This is a genomic window from Mesorhizobium sp. L103C131B0 (assembly GCF_000502275.1).
Lineage (GTDB): Bacteria > Pseudomonadota > Alphaproteobacteria > Rhizobiales > Rhizobiaceae > Mesorhizobium.
This window is the reverse complement of record NZ_AYXC01000004.1, coordinates 138,804-159,258: the sequence shown is the minus strand read 5'-3', so window position 1 is coordinate 159,258 and position 20,455 is coordinate 138,804. Positions and strand designations below refer to the sequence as shown.

Here is a 20,455-nt window from a genome sequence, read left to right as displayed (position 1 = left end):
CGGATCCGTCTACCGCGATGGCGCCCGATCGCCCGGCTTGCCTTGACAAATCCGGCCTCCCATGCGCTTTTCGCGCAAATTTTGGACCGGGCTTTGATGCTCGGGCCACAACCCAGCACCCCGGAATTTTGCCATGACAATGCATCGTTACCGCAGCCACACCTGTGCCCAGTTGAGAAAGAGCGATGTCGGCTCTTCGGTTCGCCTATCGGGCTGGGTGCATCGCGTGCGCGACCATGGCGGCCTGCTGTTCATCGATCTGCGCGACCATTACGGCCTGACCCAGATCGTCGCCGATCCGGATTCGCCCGCCTTCAAGGTGGCCGAGACGCTGCGTGGCGAATGGGTGATCCGCGTCGACGGCGAGGTCAAGGCGCGCCTGCCGGACACCACCAACGCCAACCTGCCGACCGGCGAGATCGAGATCTTTGCCCGCGAGATCGAGGTGCTGTCGGCAGCCAAGGAATTGCCGCTGCCGGTGTTCGGCGAGCCCGATTATCCCGAAGACATCCGCCTGAAGTACCGTTTCCTCGACCTGCGCCGCGAGACGCTGCACAGGAATATCGTGGCGCGCACGAAAATCATCGCCGAGATGCGCAAGCGCATGACCGATGTCGGCTTCACCGAATTCTCGACGCCGATCCTGACGGCCTCGTCGCCGGAAGGCGCGCGCGACTTCCTGGTGCCGTCGCGGATCCATCCCGGCACCTTCTACGCGCTGCCGCAGGCGCCGCAGCAGTACAAGCAGCTGATCATGGTTTCGGGCTTCGACCGCTATTTCCAGATCGCGCCCTGCTTCCGCGACGAGGACCCGCGCGCCGACCGCCTGCCCGGCGAATTCTACCAGCTCGACCTCGAGATGAGCTTCGTCGAGCAGGACGACGTGCTGTCGACCATGGAGCCGGTGATGCGGAGCGTCTTCGAGACTTTCGCCAACGGCAAGCCGGTGACGCAGACATTCCAGCGCATCCCGTACGATGTCGCGATGCGCAAATACGGCTCCGACAAGCCGGACCTGCGCAACCCGATCGAGATGCAGGCCGTCTCCGAGCATTTCCGCGATTCCGGCTTCAAGGTGTTCGCCAACATCCTGGCCAACGATCCGAAGGCCGAAGTGTGGGGCATTCCGGCCAAGACCGGCGGCAGCCGCGCCTTCTGCGACCGCATGAACTCGTGGGCGCAGGGCGAGGGCCAGCCGGGACTGGGTTACATCTTCTGGCGCAAGGAAGGCGACAAGCTTGAAGGCGCCGGTCCGCTGGCCAAGAACATCGGCGAGGAGCGCACCGAGGCGATCCGCCAGCAGCTCGGCCTTGCCGATGGCGACGCCGCCTTCTTTGTCGCCGGCGATCCGAAGAAGTTCGTCACCTTCGCAGGCGCCGCACGCACGCGCGCCGGCGAGGAGCTGAACCTTGTCGACCGCGAGCGTTTTGAACTGTGCTGGATTATCGACTTCCCCTTCTATGAATGGGACGAGGAGGCGAAAGCGATCGATTTTGCCCACAACCCGTTCTCGATGCCGCAAGGTGGTATGGAAGCTCTGACGACCAAGGATCCGCTGGAAATCAAGGCCTTCCAGTACGACATGGTTTGCAACGGCTTCGAGATCGCCTCGGGCGGCATCCGCAACCATCTGCCCGAAACCATGGTCAAGGCATTCGAGATACGCGGCCTCGACCGCCAGACCGTCGAGGAGCGTTTCGGCGGCCTCTATCGCGCCTTCCAGTATGGCGCGCCGCCGCATGGCGGCATGGCGGCCGGCGTCGACCGTGTCGTCATGCTGCTGGTCGGCGCCAAGAACCTGCGCGAGATCACCATGTTCCCGATGAACCAGCAGGCCTACGATTTGTTGATGAACGCGCCTTCGGAAGCCTCGCCGCAGCAGTTGCGTGATCTGTCGCTGCGTGTCGCGGCAGTGAAGAAGGACTGACAGCAGCGTTGCAACTGCCCTTTCTCCCCGTCTCTATTCGGGGAGAAATGTCCGGCAGGACAATGAGGGGCAGCACGCATGCAGGCGATTGGCGAACGGCCTTAGCAGTTGGCGCCTTCTGACAATCGGTTCAGCATCGAACTACAATTTGCAGGCGTTGGCGCCGCCCCTCATCTGCCTGCCGGCACCTTCTCCCCGTATAGTGACGGGGAGAAGGGAGCGAACTTCGATCAGTCTTCGTTGGCCTTGACATGGACGCCCAGCGTCTTGGTCAGGTCGGCCGGGTTGGACATGGCACCGGCCATGATCAGCGCGAACGGCACCGCTGCCGGCGGCTCGGCCGAAATCTCGAGGCTCTTCGGATCGTCGAGGTACTTGCTCACCGCGGCCGTCACTTCGGCGGTCAGTTCGGGATTGTTGAGCTGTGCCATGCCGAACGGCACGATCGCCTTGGCCTGGTTGGCGATGTCCTTGCCCGACATGCCCTGCTGCTTGCCGACATATTCAAGCACCTTGCCGGTCAGCGAATCGTCGTCGAAGCGGATCGACGCGCTGTTGAAGGAAAGCTGCTGCAGAAGGCCGAGCAGGGCCATGCCTTGCGCCGAATTGTCGGCGCCTTCGGGCTGCGCCGCCATCTTTTTCTGCATCTCCTGCAGCGACTTGACGAAGTCGACCGTGTAGCCGCCGAGGCCGAAGGTCATGCCGAGCGTGCCGGCATTCTCGACCGAGATATCGTATTTCGACAGGTCCATCTTGCCGTCGCTCGGCTGCCAGGTGCCGCCGATCTCGATATTGCCCGTTATGTTCTGGTAGCCGAGGGCCTCGATGGCTTCCTTGGACTTCGCATCGTCGACCAGGGTCAGGTCGGCGTTGAACTTTTCCGTGGTGGCGGAAAACTCCATCGCCTTGCCGTCGGCCGGCGGCGTGATCTGGACAGCAAGCCCATCCACCGAGAAGGCGGTCTTGTCGGCAACCTTGACCGTCAGGTTTTCGAGTTCGGCCGACTTGTAGATCATCATCGAGCCGAGCGGGCCTGTAGCGCCCTCAGCCGGGATGTTGGCGTCGTGGATGACGAAGGGGGTGAGGTTGAGCGTGACGCCGTCCTTGCTGTGCTCGAAGGCCGAAGTCGTGATGGTCGCGACATCGAAGCCGCCATTGGCTTCGGTCACGCCCTCGAGCTTGACGTCGCCGATCGGCAGCGCCTCCTTTTCGGCCGCCGGTTTGACCGACACGCCCTGCAGCACCATGCTGGAATTGTCGCCGGTAACGCCGGTCCAGGTGATATCGACGCCCTGGACGGCAAGTGCGGCCTTCAGTCGGTCGGCAACCGCCGTGTCTTGCGCAAAGGCGGCATTCAGCGGCAGCGTCAGCAAAAAGGTCGAAAAAGCAAGTTTCTTGAGTGTCGAACGTTGGATTGTCATCGCGAGTTCCCTGAGAGAGTCCTGAAAAAGTGTTTTCTCAATTCTACGCCATCACCATTCCGTGACGAACTGGACGGGAAAAAGGCGCTTTCCCGCAGAGTTGTCGAAAATCACGGCGAAAGGCAAATCGGAGCGGGAGCCTTCGCCCGATGCGGTGAATATGTCATGAAGGTCGGGCTCCCCTGCGTACCGTCTCCTGCCTTAGAGAGGGCGTGTAACAGATTGATGTTGGTTGGCAACAGCGCTGCTACCGTTGCTGTTGCACAGGGACGGCAAGGGGGAACATGAAGTCCGTCACATCCATTGTCGGACCTTGAGCCGCCCTCGTAAGCCCAAAGGCTGCAAAGTGCGGAGTTTCCGCAGCCCCGCCTTGCCGCGAATCACCCGCTCGGCTAGTCCAGCCGCATGGGAAAAAGGATTTTGCCGCCTGAAAATGGCGGCGGTGACCACATCGAACCGGTCGATCTGAAGAAGGCGCTGGAAGAGCGCTATCTCGCCTATGCGCTCTCGACCATCATGCACCGGGCGCTGCCTGACGTGCGCGACGGGCTGAAGCCTGTGCATCGCCGCATCATGCATGCCATGCGGCTGCTCAGGCTCAACCCCGACCAGGGCTTTGCCAAATGCGCCCGCATCGTCGGCGACGTGATGGGCAAGTTCCATCCGCATGGCGACCAGTCGATCTACGACGCGCTGGTGCGCCTGGCGCAGGATTTCTCCATGCGCTATCCCCTCGTCGACGGGCAGGGCAATTTCGGCAATATCGACGGCGATAACGCCGCCGCCATGCGCTATACCGAGGCGCGCATGACCGAGGTGGCGAGCGATTTGCTTGCCGGCATCACCGAGGACGCCGTCGATTTCCGGCCAACCTACAATGAGGAGGACGAGGAGCCCGTAGTGCTTCCCGGCGCCTTCCCGAATCTGCTCGCCAACGGTTCCTCCGGCATTGCGGTCGGCATGGCCACCTCCATCCCGCCGCACAATGCCGCCGAGCTTTGCGACGCGGCGCTGCAGTTGATCGAGCAGCCGGACGCGCCGGTGACAAAGCTGATGGAGTTCGTCCAGGGGCCGGATTTTCCGACCGGCGGCATCATCGTCGACAGCCGCGCTTCCATCCTGGAGGCCTATGAGACCGGCCGCGGCGGTTTTCGCGTGCGCGCCAAATGGGGCCAGGAGGATCAGGGCAGGGGCACCTGGAGCATCGTCGTCACTGAAATCCCCTACGGCATCCAGAAGGCCAGGCTGATCGAGAAGATCGCCGAGCTTTTGATCGCGCGCAAATTGCCGCTGCTCGAGGATGTCAGGGATGAAAGCGCCGAGGACGTCCGCATTGTGCTCGTACCGAAGAGCCGTTCGGTCGATCCCGGCATTCTGATGGAATCGCTGTTCAAGCTGACCGAGCTCGAAAGCCGATTTCCCCTCAACATGAACGTTTTGTCGCGGGGCAAGGTGCCTAACGTCCTGTCGCTGAAGGGCGTGCTGAAGGAGTGGCTCGACCATCGGCGCGATGTGCTGATCCGCCGCTCGAAGCATCGGCTTGGCGAGATCGAGAAGCGGCTGGAAATCCTTGCCGGCTACCTGATCGCCTACCTCAACATCGACGAGGTCATCAGGATCATCCGCGAGGAGGATGAGCCCAAGCAGGTGATGATGGCCCGTTGGTCGCTCACCGACACCCAGGCCGAAGCCATCCTCAACATGCGGCTGCGGGCCTTGCGCAAGCTGGAAGAGTTCGAGATCCGCAAGGAGTTCGACGGTCTCACCACCGAGAAGAAGCAGATCGAGGCATTGCTCGCATCCGACGCCAAGCAATGGTCGACGATCAAATGGGAAGTCACGCAGGTTCGCGACAAGTTCGGCCCCGAGACCGAACTCGGCAAGCGCCGCACCCAGTTCGCCGACGCGCCGGAGCATGATCTGACCGACATTGCGCACGCCATGATCGAGCGCGAGCCGGTCACCGTGGTGGTCTCGGAAAAGGGCTGGCTGCGGGCGATGAAAGGCCATTTGGCGGACCATTCCACGCTCACCTTCAAGGAAGGCGACAGCCTCAAGCTCACCTTCCATGCCCAGACCACCGACAAGATCCTGGTCTTCACCACCGGCGGAAAATTCTACACCATCGGCGCCGACCGGCTGCCGGGCGGCCGCGGCCATGGCGAACCGATCCGCATCATCGTCGACATGGACAACGACCAGGACATCGTCACCGCCTTCGTCCACGACCCGAAGCGCAAGCTGCTGCTCGTCTCCTACGATGCCAATGGTTTCATCGTGCCGGAGGAGGAGGTCGTCGCCAACACCCGAAAGGGCAAGCAGGTGATGAACGTCAAGGCGCCCGACGAGGCCAAGGCCTGCATCCCGGTTTCCGGCGATCATCTCGCCATTGTCGGCGAGAACCGCAAGATGCTGGTGTTTGCGCTCTCCGAAATTCCGGAGATGGGCCGCGGCAAGGGCGTTCGCCTGCAGAAATACAAGGATGGCGGTCTGCTCGACCTGAAACCTTTCACGCTGGAGAGCGGCCTGTCCTGGCAGGATTCCGCTGACCGCACCTTCGTCAGGTCGCGCGAAGAGCTGGCCGAGTGGATCGGCGCGAGAGCGTCGGCCGGACGGATGGTGCCGAAGGGATTCCCGCGGACGGGGAAATTTGGTTGAAGCTGCTGATCTCCCCCNGGGGGAGATCCCAAGGCATTTGGACTATCGTCACGATTGCGGCGCTATGACAGTGCATAAACGCTGTGTAGGCCGGGAGAATTGACCGTTTGAAGGAAGCGAAGATCCAGAAGCCGGAACGTCAGCAGCGCCTGTTCGGCCTGTCGACACCGCTCAGAGCCGCCGTCATTCCGCCGCTGTCGGCGGCGCGCTGGCTGTTGGTGCTGATCGTTGCCGCCGGCGTCTATTTCTTCCACGGGTTCCTGTTTCCCGTGCTGGCAGCCCTCGTCATTGCTTTTGCCAGCTGGCCGCTCTACCGCCGGCTGCTTGCCGGTGTCGGAGGCAACCGCACGGTCGCCGCGACGCTCGCCATCCTGTTCATCCTCGCCTTCCTGGTGGTGCCGATAGCGCTTGCCGGCACCTACGCCATCAACGAGGTCCGCGAATGGGTCGGCTGGGCGATCGAAACCAACAGGCACGGTGCGGTCACACCGCACTGGATCACCTCGCTGCCGGTCGTCGGCGAGTGGCTGAACCAACAGTGGACGGACAATTTCGGCCATCCCGGCGGCATCGGCGAACTGATCCAACTGGTCAGCGGCGCCAATATCGGCAGCATCTATCGCGGCGTGCTGGCGGCCGGCGGCAGCGCCTTCGGCCTGTTGCTGACGCTGCTGTTCATGATGATCGCGCTGTTCTTCGCCTATCGCGACGGCGCACACTTTGCCGGTCAGATCGACCGCCTCGGCGAACGCATCCTGCCGGCACGCTGGGAGCGGATTTCGCGCGTCGTACCGGCAACGATCTCGTCCACCGTCACCGGCATGACCGTGATCGCCATCGGCGAGGGGCTGGTGCTGGGCATCGCCTACTGGCTGGCCGGCGTGCCGTCGCCGGTGACGCTGGGCGCATTGACCGGCGTGATGGCGCTGATCCCCGGTGGCGCGCCGCTGTCGTTTACGCTTGTGTCGATCTACCTCGCCGCCAGCGGCTCGCCGATGGCGGGTCTGGCGCTGTTCATCTGGGGCGCGGTGGAACTGTTCATCGTCGACAAGACCTTGCGCCCGAAGCTGGTCGGCGGACCGATCAAGCTGCCCTTCCTGCCCACCTTTTTCGGCCTGATCGGCGGCGTCAAGACGATGGGCTTTCTCGGCCTGTTCATCGGCCCCGTGCTGATGGCGCTGCTCGTCGCGATCTGGCGCGAATGGCTGCGCGAGGTGGAACTGGCCGAAGACACCGTTCCCGACGCGGCGGCCGAGCTCGAAGGCGGGCCGCCGCAGATCGAGATTGTCGCCGGCCCGGCGAAGAAAAGTCAGGCTGGGTAAGCGACGGCGAGCGCTGCCCGGCGCTTGCGCCCTTCACGCAACTGCCACAGGGAATGGGCAACCAGCGTGACGATCAGGATCACGCCGCCGATCAGGCTGTTGCGCGACGGCGTCTCGGCAAAGATCATCCATATCCAGACCGGCGCCAGAACCGTTTCCAGGAGATAGAACATCGCCACTTCCGGGCCTGAAATGTATTTCGGCCCGTTGGCGAGGCAGAAGAAGGCGAACGGCATGATGACGGCGCCGTTGAAAACGATCCACCATGGCGCCTCCACCTGAAAACCGGTCTTGGAGACCATGAGCGCCGCCAGCCCGAACGGCAGCAGGACGCCGGTCAGCGCGGTGAATCCCATATCCCTGCCGCTGGCGCGTGAAACGGTGATGGCGCAGGCAATCGCCAAGGCCGAACACAGCGCCATCACATCGCCGAACAGATATCCCGTGCCGACGGAATCGCCGACGATGATCGCGATGCCGACGATCATCAGCGCCATTGCCGCAAGCGTCAGCGGCTGCGGTCGCTCCTTCAGAAACAGCCACGACAGCAGCGCCGAGAACATGGTGGAGAAGGCCAGGATGAAAACCAGATTGGCGGTCGAGGTGTTGTAGACGGCAGTGATGAAGGCGATTGCGCCGAGCCCGTAGAGTGTGGCGACCACGAGCCCCGACCAGCCGGGTATCAGCTGCGGAGCATTCTTGCTGAACGAGCGCCAGATGGCCCATACGATCAGCCCTGCCACGAAGGTGCAGCCGGTGCGCAGCAAAAGGATCGTCCAGGCTTCGCCATGGGCGAGCCGGATCAGGGGAATGTCGATGGTCAGCGCCAGCCCGCCAAGCGCGGTGAGCAGGAGTCCTTTGGTGTGGGCATTGTGAGAGGACATGCAACGGCTTTCGCAATGATTTGAGCAGATGCCGGTCGGCGCAATCGCCCCGCCAACGGGCGGAAGACCAGCATCGTCTCGGCTGAAAATGTTTAGATCAGGATCTGGTAAGAAGAAAAATCAGCGCGTGACCGCTTCGTGGTCGTAGCGTTCCCAGCCCTTCGGGCCGAGATGCTCCTGCGGCATGAAGCGCATTTTATAGTTCATCTTGCGCGAGCCGTTGACCCAGTAGCCGAGATAGACATGGGGCAAGCCCATGGCCCGGGCGCGGGCGATATGGTCGAGGATCATGAAGGTGCCGAGCGAACGGTCCTCGAACTCGGGATTGAAGTAGGAATAGACCATCGACAGGCCATCGGCCATCTTGTCGGTCAGCGCCACGGCGATCAGCTCGCCCTGGCCCTTGCCGGTGATGAATGTGTCGGGGCCGCGGCGCCGGTATTCGATCACCTTGGTGTCGACATGGGTATCCTCGACCATCATGGCGTAGTCGAGCACCGTCATGTCGGACATGCCGCCGCGGCGATGGCGAGCGTCGAGATAGCCGCGAAACAGCGAATACTGCTCGGTCGACGGCTGCGCGTCGTGCATGGCGCCGATCAGATCGGAATTGCGCTGGATCACCCGCTTCATGTTGCGGCTGGCGGTGAACTCCTGCGCCAGGATACGCACCGAGACGCAGGCGCGGCAGGTCTCGCAGGCGGGACGGTAAGCGATGTTCTGCGAGCGCCGGAAACCGCCTTGCGTCAACAGATCGTTCATCTCCGGCGCCTTGTCGCCGACCAGATGCGTGAACACCTTGCGTTCGAACTGGCCCTCGAGATACGGGCACGGCGATGGCGCGGTCAGGAAGAACTGCGGCGACTGGGTCGGATGGTGCGTCATCGAACCTTGGGAACACTCCTGCGAATCGCTCTACCTTTGGCTTGGCTGGCGAAAAATTCAACAGGATTGTGAAGGCGGGTTGAACGGACCCCTTCACATTTGCGCACAAATGCCTGTTGGCGTCGGTTGAACGCCGGTTCAACGGTCGCTGCGGCTGACGACGGTGCCAAGCAGCAGGTCGTGCAGTGTGCGCTTGCGATCGGAAAACAGCGTCACCAGGAGGACGAGCGGCGTCAGGATGACCGTGCTCGCCCAGAACAGCACCGAATGGACAACGGCGGTGAGGCCGTCGATACGGCTGCCGTCGAGACGATCGAGCCGAATGCCCATCATCTTCATGCCTGATGTGGCCTGGTTGCGACCGCCCAGCGTGTTCCAGATGTAGAGAATGGCGACCGCCGGCACGAGGATGGAATACAGCGCCCAGCCAAGACCGAATGTCAAAAGGCCAAGCACGGCCACCAGGATCGCGAACGGAATGGTGAGCAGCGCCACGATGCAATAGTCGATGATGAAGGCCAGGATGCGCCGCGTGCGCACACCGTCATAGGCCCTGACGTCGTCGAGCCTGCTGGTGATGATTTCGCCGTCAAGTACGCGCGCGTTCATGTCATGTCCTCGTAACAGGCGCCACGCTAGGGTGCGCCGCCACTGAAATGGTGAAGACCGCGGGCGGAATCAAGATCGGTTCGTCCATCGGTCCGGCTCGGCAGTGTGACGAGGTTGAGCCGATTGAATTTGGTGGACGGATGGCGTTAGCTTGCTGCGGCGCAACAAGACGCCGAGGGGACGGGGTTACATGGATTACGACATGCTGGTCATCGGCAGCGGCCCTTCCGGGCGCCGCGCCGCGGTGCAATCGGCCAAGCTCGGCAAATCGGTGCTGGTGGTCGACAGGGGCCGGCGCCTCGGCGGCGTCTCGGTGCACACCGGCACCATCCCGTCGAAGACGCTGCGCGAGACGGTGCTGAACCTGTCCGGCTGGCGCGAGCGGGGCTTTTACGGCCGCGGCTACCGGGTCAAGCAGGACATCTCCATCGCCGACCTGGTCGAGCGGCTGCACAAGACGCTCGACCACGAGGTCGAGGTGCTGCAGCACCAGTTTATGCGCAACGCCGTCAAAAGCGTGCGCGCCATGGCGAAATTCGTCGGCCGAAACAAGGTCAGCCTGACGGCAGACAATGGCGACTACTCGGAGGTTGGTTTCACCAATGCCCTGATCGCGGTCGGCACCAGGCCGCACCGGCCGCGCGACGTGCCTTTCGACAAGATCCGCGTCTTCGACAGCGATGAGATGCTGGAACTCGACCATCTGCCGCGCACGCTGACGGTGATCGGCGCCGGCGTCATCGGCGTTGAATATGCGACGATCTTTTCGGCGCTCGACGTGCCGGTGACGCTGGTGGAGCCGCGCAACACCATCCTCGATTTCGTCGACCGCGAGATCGTCGACGACTTCATCCACCAGATGCGCGACCGCGGCATGACCATTCGCCTCGGCAGTACGGTCAAGGAAATCGTCTCAAAACCCGACTATGCCGAAGTGACGCTCGCCGATGGCCGCACCATCCGCTCCGAGATCGTGCTTTACGCCGCCGGCCGCAGCGGCAATCTCGGCAGCCTCGGCCTCGACGTGGTCGGCATCGAGGCCGATTCCCGGGGCCGCATCAAGGTCGATCCGCAGACCTTCCAGACCAGTGCGCCCAACATCTATGCCACCGGCGACGTCATCGGTTTCCCCAGCCTTGCCTCGACATCGATGGAGCAAGGCAGGGTGGCCGCCTGCCACGCCTTCGGCGTGCAACTGCCACCGCCGCCGGAAACCTTCCCCTATGGCATCTACGCCGTGCCGGAAATCTCCACCGTTGGTCAGTCGGAGGAGCAGGTGCGTGAGAGCGGCGCTGCTTATGAAGTCGGTCTGGCGCGGTTCCGCGAAACCTCGCGCGGCCACATCATGGGCGTCAACTCCGGCTTTCTGAAGCTGCTGTTCTCGGTCGAAACGCGCCGCCTGCTCGGCGCCCACATCGTCGGCGAAGGCGCCACCGAACTGATCCATATCGGCCAGGCGGTGATCAACCTCGGCGGCACGGTTGATTTCTTCGTCAACAACACCTTCAACTATCCGACGCTGGCCGAAGCCTACAAGATCGCCGGGCTCGATGCCTGGAACCGGATGGGACAGGGCTAGGCGACGAGCATCTGCTCAGCCGTTCCGCCGGGCGCCGATGCGGTCTACCAAGGTCTCCTAGCCTGCCTGGCGTGCGACCAATGCTGGTCCCGCAAGCCATTGCCGGACGATGGCGGCATCCGGGTCGCCGATTTCGTGACCTGAAGGCACGATGCGCGCATCGACCTCGGCGCCATGTTTGTTGAGCAGCGTCACCAGTGGCGGCGCAAACGGCCCGTAGGTCTCGTCGGCGGCACCGGCGACAATCAGGACGCGCGTTCCGGTCAGATTGGTTGCCGGCGCATCGTCAAGCACGGGCATTGCTCTCAGCAACGCCGCTTTTCGGACGAGGCCGGAGTTGAGCAGCATCAGGCTGGAAACCAGATTGGCGCCGTTGGAATAGCCGAGGAAAGTCGCCCGGGCGAGGTCGAGCCCGTGGCGCTTTGCGGCCTCGCTTGCGAAGGCGGCAAAGTACGATGTTTCGGCACGGATGCTCGCCTGTTCGAAACTGGTCGGCGTGATCCGCTCGAACCAGCGGAAGCCGTCTTCTTGGCGGATGCGGCCACGCACCGCGACCAGCGTGGCGTTAGGGGCGATCTGCCTCGCAGTCGGGACCATCGTCGTTTCGTCGACACCCGATCCGTGCAGTAAAAACAGGCTCTCGCCGCCGGCATTCTCCGGCTTGAGGAGGCGGTAGGGAAAGGCCAGATCCTGGTGCAGAAAGGCGTTCTCGTCGCTATATCGATGCACGCTCATATCTCGTTGTTTTCACGGAGACATTGGTCCTTTGCCAGCTTCAAAACGGAATATTTTCACGCTCCGCCAAATGTGATTGCAACAGGCTCATTTCAGACCGTTTCTGCGCCGATATGCTCCCTGCGGGAGGAATCGAAGCGGTGTGCGCCGATGGTCGCATCCCGGCATGAACAACGCGAGCACCCTTGCTCTCCTTTGAGGCCTTTTGTCGATGACCCTGCCAGTTCCGCCCGATCGCGCCCCGCGTATCGCCGATCGCGACACGCGCATTGACGTGTTCCGTGCGCTCGCACTCCTGACCATCTATATCGACCACGTGCCGGGCACCGTCTTCGAAACGCTGACCTACAAGAATTTCGGATTCTCGGACGCGGCGGAAGCCTTCGTGCTGATTTCCGGCATGTCGGTCGCACTCGCCTATGGCAACAAGTTCCAGCCGGGCGGCCGGCTGCTGGCGATGTTGAAGATGTGGCGCCGGGCCGGCGTGCTTTACAGTGCCCACATCGTCACCACCATGGTTGTGATGGCGTTGTTCTGCGCCGCGGCGGTGTACGGCCGGCGGCCGGAACTGCTCAAGCTGATCAACATCGAGCCGCTGATGAAGAACACGCCGGAGGTCATGATCGGCATTGTCACGCTCGGCCACCAGCTTGGCTACAACAACATTTTGCCGGTCTATGCGGCGCTGCTGTTGATGGCGCCGCTTTTCCTGCTCTTCGTCAGCTACCGGCCGCTCCCGGCGCTGGTCTTTTCCGGCGCGCTGTGGCTTGCCGCCGGCCTCTGGCAGATCGCGCCGCCGAACTATCCCGAGCCCGGCTTCTGGTTCCTCAACCCGCTGTCCTGGCAATTCCTGTTCAACATCGGCCTTGCCGGCATGCTGCATGTCAGGCGCGGCGGCACAATTCCCGTCAATCGTTGGCTGGTGGGCGCCGCGGCGGCCTATGTCGCGGCAGCGGCGGTCTGGGTGCACAGCCCGCTCTGGGGCGAGATAACGTGGTTTAACCTGCCCGTGGTGATCGGCGGCTTCGACAAGACGTTCCTGTCGCTGCCGCGGCTCCTGCACATATTGGCGGTGAGCTATCTGATCGTCGCCCTGCCGGCTTTCTCGAACCTGTTCCGTCTCAGCCCGGATCATCCGCTAGCGCTGCTCGGCAAGCGCTCCTTGCCGGTGTTCCTCGCCGGCACGCTGATCGCCATGGCGGCGCAGGTGATGAAGCTGATCAATCCGGGCGGCTTTGCATATGACGCCTTGCTGATTTCGGCCGGCATCGCCATGCAATTCGTGCTCGCCTTCTATCTTGAGTGGCTGTCCGGCATCGGCTCGAGCAAAAAGCCGGTTCGCAAAGAAGCGCCAGCCGTTCACCAGACCTTCGGCATGCCCGCGATGCCAAGGCTAAGCCGATGATCCCACATCAGCCGCCTGGCTAGCAGGCGAGGGGCCGGACGACCCCCGCACCACGAGATCGACCGGCAGCAATTGCCGGTGCTGCGAGCCGTCATTTTCGAGGATCGCCTTGACGGCCAGGCGTCCCATCTCGGCGATCGGCTGGGCGACGGTGGTTAGTGGCGGCTCGGAGTCGGCGCCTTCCGGCACGCCGTCGAAGCCGACGATGGACACATCGCCCGGCACGGCAATGTTACGCTCGCGCAGCCAGTCGAGCGCATGCAGCGCAATCTTGTCCGACATGGCCAGGATTGCCGTCGGCGTCTGCGGCAGCGCGAAAATATGATCGAGGCCGGCCCGCACGCTCGCCTCGTCATTGAGGGTTTGGTAGATTGGCACTTGCGAGACGTCGATGCTGAAGCGGGAGAGCTCGCCGAAATAGCCACGCAGACGGTCGCGTGTGCCCGAGTAGAGGGATGTCGTCTCGACTTGCTCCTGCGTGACGGGACCAAAGCCAGCGTCGGCAGATTCCAGGGCGAGTACGGCAAAGCTGCGATGGCCGAACTCGGCCAGATGGCGCGCCGCCAGACCCGCGCCGGCGACGTTGTCGACGCCGATCGCAGCGACCGCCTCATTTTCCGAATCGAGATCAAGCGCCACGAAAGGCAGTTTGCGTTCGCGCGCCAGTTCGACCAGCCGCGACCCACCCTCGATGCAGAACACGATGAAGCCGTCGACCAGGGCGCTCTGGATGTTCCAGGCGAGCTGCTCGCTGTTGGCGGCCGAGACCAGCGAAATTCCGGCGCCGGTGGCGTCGCAGGCCTGCGAAATGCTGGCCATCATGACGCGGGCAAAGGGATCGTCGAAGAAATAGGACAATGGTTCTGCCGTTGCCACGCCGATGGCGTTGACCTTGCCGGCGCGCAGCAGCCGGCCCTTGGGATCCGGGCCGGCATAGCCCATCGCTTCCGCCGCCGCCTTGACCCGCTCGCGGACCTCTTCGCGCACGATTTCCGGGCGAGCGAACACGTTGGACGCGGTACCGTGCGAGACCCCGGCCGCCTTGGCGATGTCGGCAAGCCGCACTGGTCTCGTCTTGCCGGAGGTCAATGCCGTCATTTTCGTCTCCTGAACCGGAGCCTGTTTAGCACTTTCGTTGGATCGGTTCAAATTTTCCCTTGATCGGACGGCGGAGAGGGTCTATATTTGAATCGATCCAAGGGATTCATCAAGTACAACTTGGATCGATTCAAGAGGACGGTGCCATGCATCCCGTGAATTATCTGTTCGAAGACATCTACGGCAATGATTGGGGCATAGTCTCCGACGCCGCCACCCGCAGGCGCCGCGACAAGGTCGGGCCGTGGAGGCGTGACCTGCAATACCTTGTGAAACGCAAGCGCAGCTGATCGGCCAGACATTTTCGTGCCAGCTGATTGGATCGATTCAAGTTCTTGAAGAGGAACGACCATGCATCCCGTGAAGCATCTGTTCGAAGACATTTATCGCAATTACTGGGGTATCTCGCCTGCCACGGAGCAGCCGCAACGGCGGCGGCCGACCAAGCCTGCCAAGCGCAACCGCGACCTGCTGCCGGAAAGCCGGCAGGATTAAATCTGCGATATTTGATGGGGCAGGGTTCTTGCCCCGTCAGGACCGTTGCCGCACGAGCGCCGAGGCCGCGATCACCAGCCAGCCCGCGATGAGCAAGGTGCCGCCGATCGGCGCCGACATCGGGAACAGCCGCGATCCCACGAAATCCCGTGCCAGCAGATCGCCGCAGAACAGAACAAGCCCGACGAGCAGCACCAGGCTGCCGATCCGCAAGATCCGGCTTGCGCCGGCGAGGCCGACGGCCAAAAACACCGGCGCATGCATGATCAGGAAGGATGCCGCCGTGCCGACGAAGGCGCCGCCGAGATGCGCTGATGCCGCCGACAGCGCCACGCCCGCCGCGCCGGCAAGGCCGCCGGCGAAAACGAGGATGCGCGCGCTGTTTGCTGGTGCTGACTCGGCTATGCTCATGTCTCGGGCTCCGTGATTGACGATAGGCGGCGCGACCTGTCTGTCAGGATTTTTCCGATATCGCCAGCATGTCGCGCGTGCGGCGCGCCTGGGCCAGCCAATTATACGCGGCACCGCCCGCCATCAGCACCGACGTGCCGAGAAACACCGCGCGCATGCCGAAATGGCCGCCGACGAAGCCGCCCAGCAGCGGCCCCGCGACCTGGCCGACATATTGCGCCGAGATTGCCAGGCCCAGCACATTGCCGCCGACCCCATCGGGAACATTGTGGCGGATGACGCTGGTGATGCAGGGCAACAGCCCGCCCAGCACCAGACCCATAAGGAACCGCAGCCCGACCAACTGCCAGCTCTCGGTGACGAAGGCCTGCGGTATCAACAGCAGCGCCGAGACGGCCAGCGATGCGACGATGACGTTCCAGTGGCCGATGCGGTCGGCGAGCTTACCCAGCCGTGACGCCGACAGGATGGCGCCCAGCGCCGCCGCCGACATGACGACACCGGAGACCAGCGTCACCCGGCTTGCGTCCGCGACCAGTTGCTGGACGTAGACGGTGATGATCGGCTCGATCGACATGTTGGCGAAGGTGAACAGCATGCCGGTTGCCAGCATCGCCACGACAGGGCGTTTGTCGGGGATCTGCGCCCAACCGCCCTTTGGTTTCTCCTTGGGTTGTGCCTGCATTGGCGGGCGAGGCATCTCCTTGATCAGGAACGTCGTCGCCAGCGCCGCCAGGAAAATGACGCCGCCCGCGATGAGGAAGGTGGCGCGAATACCGATCAATGGCGGCAGCGCGCCGCCAAGCAACGGGCCGACCAGGGAGCCTGCGGTGATGCCGGCCGACAGCACGCCGAGCGCCCAGCCGGAGCGCTTCTTCGGCGTCTGCATGGCGACAAGGATCGTCGAGCCTGAGGAATAACCGCCGGCAAAGCCGATCAGCAGGCGCAAAAGCACCAATTGCCAGACGGTCTGCACCATGCCGGTCAGCGACATGCAGATCGCCATGCCGAAACTGGCGCGCACCAGCATCACCTTGCGGCCGTAGCGGTCGCCGAGCCGCCCCCACAGCGGTGCGACAAGGGCGGCGGCAAGGAAGGTGGCGCCGAAGGCGATGCCGGACCATTGCACGATCGCCGCGTGGCCCACGGCGCCCAGCTGTTCGACATAGAGCGGCAGGAACGGCAGCAACAGCGTCATCGCCACAAGCGTGCTGAACGATCCGGCAAAGCACACGAGCAGGTTGCGCCGCCAATGAATGTTGTAGGTGGAAGGCGCTTCGGCGGCCTGCGCTGCACTGTCCTGCGGCATGTCCTATCCTGTCCGCTTGCTGCGGATACCATTTTGGGATACCAACTTGGTACCTCATGGACGCAAAGCCCGGCTGCTGTCAATCAGGCGCTCTCAATGTGATCGGCAAGACCAACGGGCAAGGCCGATCGCCAGCAATGGAAGCAACTATGTCGCAGATGCAGATCGTCGAAAAAGCGCTTCGCGAGATGATCCTTGGCCTTGAGGTCGGTCCTGGCGAGCGGCTGACGGAGCGCTGGATCGAGAGCCGCTTCGGCGCCTCGCGCACGCCGGTCAGGGCAGCCCTGCTGCGGCTGGAGACGGAAGGGCTGATCTGCCGCGACGGGCGCGGCTGGACCGTGTCGCCGATCAACCTTGCCGAACTGGAACAGATCGCGGTGTACCGCGAAGCGGTCGAGGTCGCGGCGGTCAGGCTGACTTCGGCGCTGGCCGACAGGAGCGCAGCCGATGTCATCGAGGCGATGCTGGACTCCTGCGACACTGCCACGCCGCGCGAGGAATGGCACCGCGTCGGCATGGATTTCCATATCGAACTGGCGCGGCTCTCCGGCAACGAGTTCCTGTTTCGGGCCGTGCGCGATGCCATGACGCGGCTGTCGCGGGCGCGCTGGCTGGAGGTGCGCGACGAGGCGGCCCTTGGCCGCGCCTGGAGCGAGCATCACGCCATTCTGGCAGCGGTGCGGGCCGGCGATGCCGATGCGGCGGCGGCGCGACTTTCCGCCCATATAGCCGGCAGCCGCGCCCGCCTGGTGACGTCGTTGCACAATGACCGGCGCGGCCTACGCGCCAGGGGTTTTGCCGTCGTCGCCGCTTGATACTGGTCACGAAAACGAAAGAACGCCGTCGCGATCCGCTTTCGGCCTCGCTTCGCGGACGCCGATGGCGTAAGAGGCGGCCATGGAAAACAACCGATTTGAAACACCCGTGACCGTTAAGTCGGGCACGGAGGGAAGCACTCAGCTCTTGCGTACGGTGCGCGAGGCTTCCGATTACCTGCTCAACAGCTGGCCCGGCAAGCGCAGCCCCAAGCACCGCGAAGCGCTGCAGGCCTGCCATGACGCGCTGGCCGGCGACAAGCCGGCGATGATTGCAAGACGCGCCTTCATCGCCGCCGCGCGCGAGGTGAACGTCTTCGTCAGCGACAAGGCCCCGGCCTGATCACATCGGCCTGATCACACCGGCATTTTGCCAGGATCCGGCCCGTTTCGCGGGCCGGTGATCCTGTCTTGCCTATTTTTCTGTCTCGGTGTCGGTTTTGGAACTTGCCTCGTTCTCAGGCTCGGCGCGCTCCTTGGCCGCGACCTTGGCGGCGAGCTTCTCCGCCTTCTTGGCGGCCTTCTGCCGGTCGCGCTCTTTGCGTTCCTGACCGTAATTCGGTGGTCGAGCCATATCGTTTCCTTTCGCTGTGCCTGATCCTGCCTAGAAGCATTGGCCGGCAAACACAACAGCGCCGCGAGGGCAGATGCCAGCGGTTCTGGACTTGCGTGATGGCGAACACAATGGTTTAGAAAAGGCTGCGGGACAGTTGCTGGAGCCGCCGCCGACCGATTTCGAATCAAAACGACCGATGGCCACGCTTCAAAGAAACGCACAGAAGCTGATCTACTATGCGCGCAACGCCATGCGCGACATCGCGCCGCCGGTTCTTTTCCGGCGCCGGCTCGGCCGGCTGCTCGATCAGGCCAGGCTTTCCGACGCATCGGTCCGCCAGCGGCTCAATTACTACAACACGCTGCGGGAGCCTTTTAGCCCCAGCCCCGAGGCCGTGCCGGTCAGCCGGCTGCCGTCGGACCGCAGCATGTACTATTACGATCTGAAGGAGTTCACCCGTTATTTCGACCCAGATCTGCGCATCGACCTGGAATTCGGCGACGTCATCGAAGTGCCGAAGATGCCGTCGATCGTCAAGGACCGGCCGATAGCGGGCGACAACGGCAACGGCGTCCTGTTCAAGCTGAACAAGTTCCGTCATTTCTACATGCCGGCCGACGATGTCGCCTTCGCCGACAAGCATCCGCTCGTCGTTTGGCGCGGCGAACTCAACAATCCGATCCGCACCTTGTTGCTGGATGCAGCCCGCAATCTGCCGTTCTGCGATGTCGGCACGCCGAGGGCGACAGCACTTGCGGAATACCGCAAGCCCTATCTCAGCATCGATCAGCAGCGCCGCTACCGCTACATCATCTCGCTCGAAGGCAATGATGTCGCGACCAATCTGAAATGGATCATGAGCTCGAACTCGCTCTGCCTGATGCCGCCGCCGACTTACGAGACCTGGTTCGCCGAGGGGCAACTCGAGCCCGATGTCCATTATGTGCCGCTGGCGCCCGACTTCAGCGATCTGGCCGAGCGGGTGCATCATCTCGAGCAGCATCCGGCCGAGGCCCAGCGCATCGTTGCGGCGGCCAACGCCTATTGCCGCAAATTCGCCGACGAGCGGGCCGAGCAGGCGATCTGCCTGCTCGTGCTCTACAAATATTTCGTGCTCAGCGGCCAGATCGAGCCCGATCCGCAGGTCTGGCGGTTTATCGCGGGCTAGCCGCTTCCGGCGCCCTTAAGTCAGATGACGCTGCGGTCCATAACCAGATCGGCCGGGCCGAAGCGGTCCTTCGCCGTAAACTGCTGGTGCCAGTAGGGATAGAGCACCGGCGGCCGGCTGACGGCATCGAGACGCTGGCGTTCATCAAAGGACAGCGTCAGGCTTGCCGCGGCGAGATTGTCTTTCAACTGGGCCTCGTTGCGTGCGCCGATCACCAGCGAACTGACGGCCGGCCGGCCAAGCAGCCAAGCCAGCGCCACCTGGGCCGCCGAGACGCCGCGAGTGGCGCCGATGTCGACCAGCACGTCGACGATCCGCCACAGCCGGCCCTCGTCGCGGATCGGCGGTTCCGACCAGCCGCCGATCTGGCGCGCCGTCGGACTGTCGCGGCGGTATTTGCCCGACAGCAGGCCGCCGGCGAGCGGGCTCCACACCAGCACGCCAAGGCCCTGGTCGACCGAGATCGGCAAGAGCTCATACTCGGCCTCGCGTGCTTCCAGCGTGTAGTGGATCTGCTGGGTGACGAAGCGCGGCTGGTGCTGGCTGTCGCTGATGCCGAGCGCCTTCATGACCTGCCAGCCGGAATAGTTGGAGCAGCCGACATAGCGGATTTTGCCCTGGGCAACCAGCGTGTCGAGCGCGGAGATGGTTTCCTCGAGCGGTGTCGCGCCGTCCCATTCGTGCAGGAAATAGATGTCGATGACATCGGTCCTGAGGCGCTTCAGGCTCTTCTCGCATTCGCGGATCAGATGATGGCGCGACAGGCCTTCGTCATTGGGGCCCTTGCCGATCCGCATGCGCGCCTTGGAGGCGATCAGCACGTCGTTCTTGCGCTTGCCGCCGAGCGCCTCGCCGATGATCTCTTCCGACAGACCGTTGGAATAGACATTGGCGGTGTCGATGAGATTGATGCCGGCATCGATGCAAGTGTCGATGATGCGCGAGGCCTCCGCGAGATCGGAATTGCCGACGGCAGCGAACGGCCCGCTGCCGCCGAAGGTCATGGTTCCCAAGGTCAGCGCCGAAACTTTCAAGCCGGAACGGCCAAGCGTGCGGTATTCCATGTCAGATCCTCGTAGTTTTGGTGGGGAGGTGGTTTTAGCAGGAAAGGGCGGGGAAGCCCGAACGGGTCCGCCATTTGTAGGACAATTTGAGCGGCTTGTCGCCATCCCAGGGCG

Annotated in this window: 20 protein-coding genes; 10 read left to right on the top strand and 10 right to left on the bottom strand. The window is 63.2% G+C overall.

The features are described from left to right. Nucleotides 1–139: 139 nt before the first annotated feature. On the top strand, nt 140–1,927 hold the full coding sequence (aspS, locus tag X730_RS154235) for an aspartate--tRNA ligase (protein WP_023826086.1): 1,788 nt from the start codon (nt 140–142) through the stop codon (nt 1,925–1,927). 230 nt (nt 1,928–2,157) lie between these two features. Here aspS and X730_RS154240 read toward each other — a convergent pair whose 3' ends face one another. Further along, nucleotides 2,158–3,348 (bottom strand): hypothetical protein, encoded by a 1,191-nt coding sequence (locus X730_RS154240; RefSeq protein WP_023734156.1) that lies wholly within the window; start codon nt 3,346–3,348, stop codon nt 2,158–2,160. Nucleotides 3,349–3,753: 405 nt separating this feature from the next. Here X730_RS154240 and parC point away from each other — a divergent pair, with 405 nt between their 5' ends. Further along, a complete protein-coding gene (gene parC, locus X730_RS154245; RefSeq protein WP_023826085.1) occupies nt 3,754–6,006 on the top strand; it encodes a DNA topoisomerase IV subunit A in 2,253 nt (750 codons plus the stop codon). 107 nt (nt 6,007–6,113) lie between these two features. Then, entirely contained in the window at nt 6,114–7,328 is a 1,215-nt protein-coding gene (locus tag X730_RS154250; protein ID WP_023715388.1) for an AI-2E family transporter, read from the top strand. Here the strand turns inward: X730_RS154250 and X730_RS154255 are convergent. From X730_RS154255 to X730_RS154265, 3 genes are all read right to left on the bottom strand, one after another. Then, nucleotides 7,316–8,212, bottom strand: coding sequence for a DMT family transporter (locus tag X730_RS154255; protein WP_023826084.1), 897 nt, complete (start codon nt 8,210–8,212; stop codon nt 7,316–7,318). The two genes, X730_RS154250 and X730_RS154255, sit on opposite strands and share 13 nt — an antisense overlap. Before the next feature lie 120 nt (nt 8,213–8,332). Beyond that, on the bottom strand, nt 8,333–9,097 hold the full coding sequence (locus X730_RS154260; protein ID WP_023682417.1) for an arginyltransferase: 765 nt from the start codon (nt 9,095–9,097) through the stop codon (nt 8,333–8,335). A gap of 138 nt (nt 9,098–9,235) precedes the next feature. Then, nucleotides 9,236–9,706 (bottom strand): RDD family protein, encoded by a 471-nt coding sequence (locus X730_RS154265; RefSeq protein WP_023673020.1) that lies wholly within the window; start codon nt 9,704–9,706, stop codon nt 9,236–9,238. Nucleotides 9,707–9,896: 190 nt separating this feature from the next. Between X730_RS154265 and sthA the strand changes: the two genes are divergently transcribed. Further along, entirely contained in the window at nt 9,897–11,285 is a 1,389-nt protein-coding gene (sthA, locus tag X730_RS154270) for a Si-specific NAD(P)(+) transhydrogenase (protein ID WP_023730842.1), read from the top strand. Between the two features lie 57 nt (nt 11,286–11,342). Here the strand turns inward: sthA and X730_RS0133540 are convergent, their stop codons facing one another. Then, the gene (locus X730_RS0133540; protein ID WP_245261333.1) at nt 11,343–12,014 is read right to left on the bottom strand and encodes an alpha/beta hydrolase; all 672 of its coding nucleotides are present in this window, start codon (nt 12,012–12,014) and stop codon (nt 11,343–11,345) included. A gap of 217 nt (nt 12,015–12,231) precedes the next feature. Between X730_RS0133540 and opgC the strand changes: the two genes are divergently transcribed. Then, entirely contained in the window at nt 12,232–13,425 is a 1,194-nt protein-coding gene (gene opgC, locus X730_RS154275) for an OpgC domain-containing protein (RefSeq protein ID WP_023826083.1), read from the top strand. Here the strand turns inward: opgC and X730_RS154280 are convergent. Continuing rightward, nucleotides 13,414–14,523, bottom strand: a complete 1,110-nt coding sequence (locus tag X730_RS154280; protein ID WP_023826082.1) for a substrate-binding domain-containing protein — start codon at nt 14,521–14,523, stop codon at nt 13,414–13,416. The two genes, opgC and X730_RS154280, sit on opposite strands and share 12 nt — an antisense overlap. Before the next feature lie 146 nt (nt 14,524–14,669). Here X730_RS154280 and X730_RS1000000168135 point away from each other — a divergent pair, with 146 nt between their 5' ends. Continuing rightward, nucleotides 14,670–14,813, top strand: a complete 144-nt coding sequence (locus tag X730_RS1000000168135) for a hypothetical protein (protein ID WP_023673015.1) — start codon at nt 14,670–14,672, stop codon at nt 14,811–14,813. 61 nt (nt 14,814–14,874) lie between these two features. Beyond that, nucleotides 14,875–15,018: a hypothetical protein gene (locus X730_RS1000000168130; protein ID WP_023697463.1), complete on the top strand. Its 144-nt coding sequence runs from the start codon at nt 14,875–14,877 to the stop codon at nt 15,016–15,018. A 36-nt stretch (nt 15,019–15,054) separates the two neighbouring features. Here X730_RS1000000168130 and X730_RS154285 read toward each other — a convergent pair whose 3' ends face one another. Both X730_RS154285 and X730_RS154290 read right to left on the bottom strand, forming a co-directional pair. After that, on the bottom strand, nt 15,055–15,429 hold the full coding sequence (locus X730_RS154285; RefSeq protein ID WP_023826081.1) for a DUF423 domain-containing protein: 375 nt from the start codon (nt 15,427–15,429) through the stop codon (nt 15,055–15,057). 43 nt (nt 15,430–15,472) lie between these two features. Next, on the bottom strand, nt 15,473–16,738 hold the full coding sequence (locus X730_RS154290; protein ID WP_023682410.1) for a multidrug efflux MFS transporter: 1,266 nt from the start codon (nt 16,736–16,738) through the stop codon (nt 15,473–15,475). A gap of 149 nt (nt 16,739–16,887) precedes the next feature. On the opposite strand from X730_RS154290, the gene X730_RS154295 reads away from it, so the two are divergent. Together X730_RS154295 and X730_RS154300 are read left to right on the top strand one after the other, a co-directional pair. Next, on the top strand, nt 16,888–17,553 hold the full coding sequence (locus X730_RS154295; protein WP_023689520.1) for a GntR family transcriptional regulator: 666 nt from the start codon (nt 16,888–16,890) through the stop codon (nt 17,551–17,553). 82 nt (nt 17,554–17,635) lie between these two features. Further along, on the top strand, nt 17,636–17,896 hold the full coding sequence (locus X730_RS154300) for a DUF982 domain-containing protein (RefSeq protein WP_023682408.1): 261 nt from the start codon (nt 17,636–17,638) through the stop codon (nt 17,894–17,896). Nucleotides 17,897–17,968: 72 nt separating this feature from the next. Here X730_RS154300 and X730_RS1000000166060 read toward each other — a convergent pair whose 3' ends face one another. Then, nucleotides 17,969–18,127, bottom strand: a complete 159-nt coding sequence (locus X730_RS1000000166060) for a hypothetical protein (protein WP_023673009.1) — start codon at nt 18,125–18,127, stop codon at nt 17,969–17,971. Between the two features lie 178 nt (nt 18,128–18,305). Here X730_RS1000000166060 and X730_RS154305 point away from each other — a divergent pair, with 178 nt between their 5' ends. Then, a complete protein-coding gene (locus X730_RS154305) occupies nt 18,306–19,277 on the top strand; it encodes a glycosyl transferase family 90 (RefSeq protein ID WP_023682407.1) in 972 nt (323 codons plus the stop codon). Between the two features lie 20 nt (nt 19,278–19,297). Here X730_RS154305 and X730_RS154310 read toward each other — a convergent pair whose 3' ends face one another. Beyond that, nucleotides 19,298–20,341, bottom strand: coding sequence for an aldo/keto reductase (locus tag X730_RS154310; protein ID WP_023700559.1), 1,044 nt, complete (start codon nt 20,339–20,341; stop codon nt 19,298–19,300). Between the last annotated feature and the right edge of the window lie 114 nt (nt 20,342–20,455).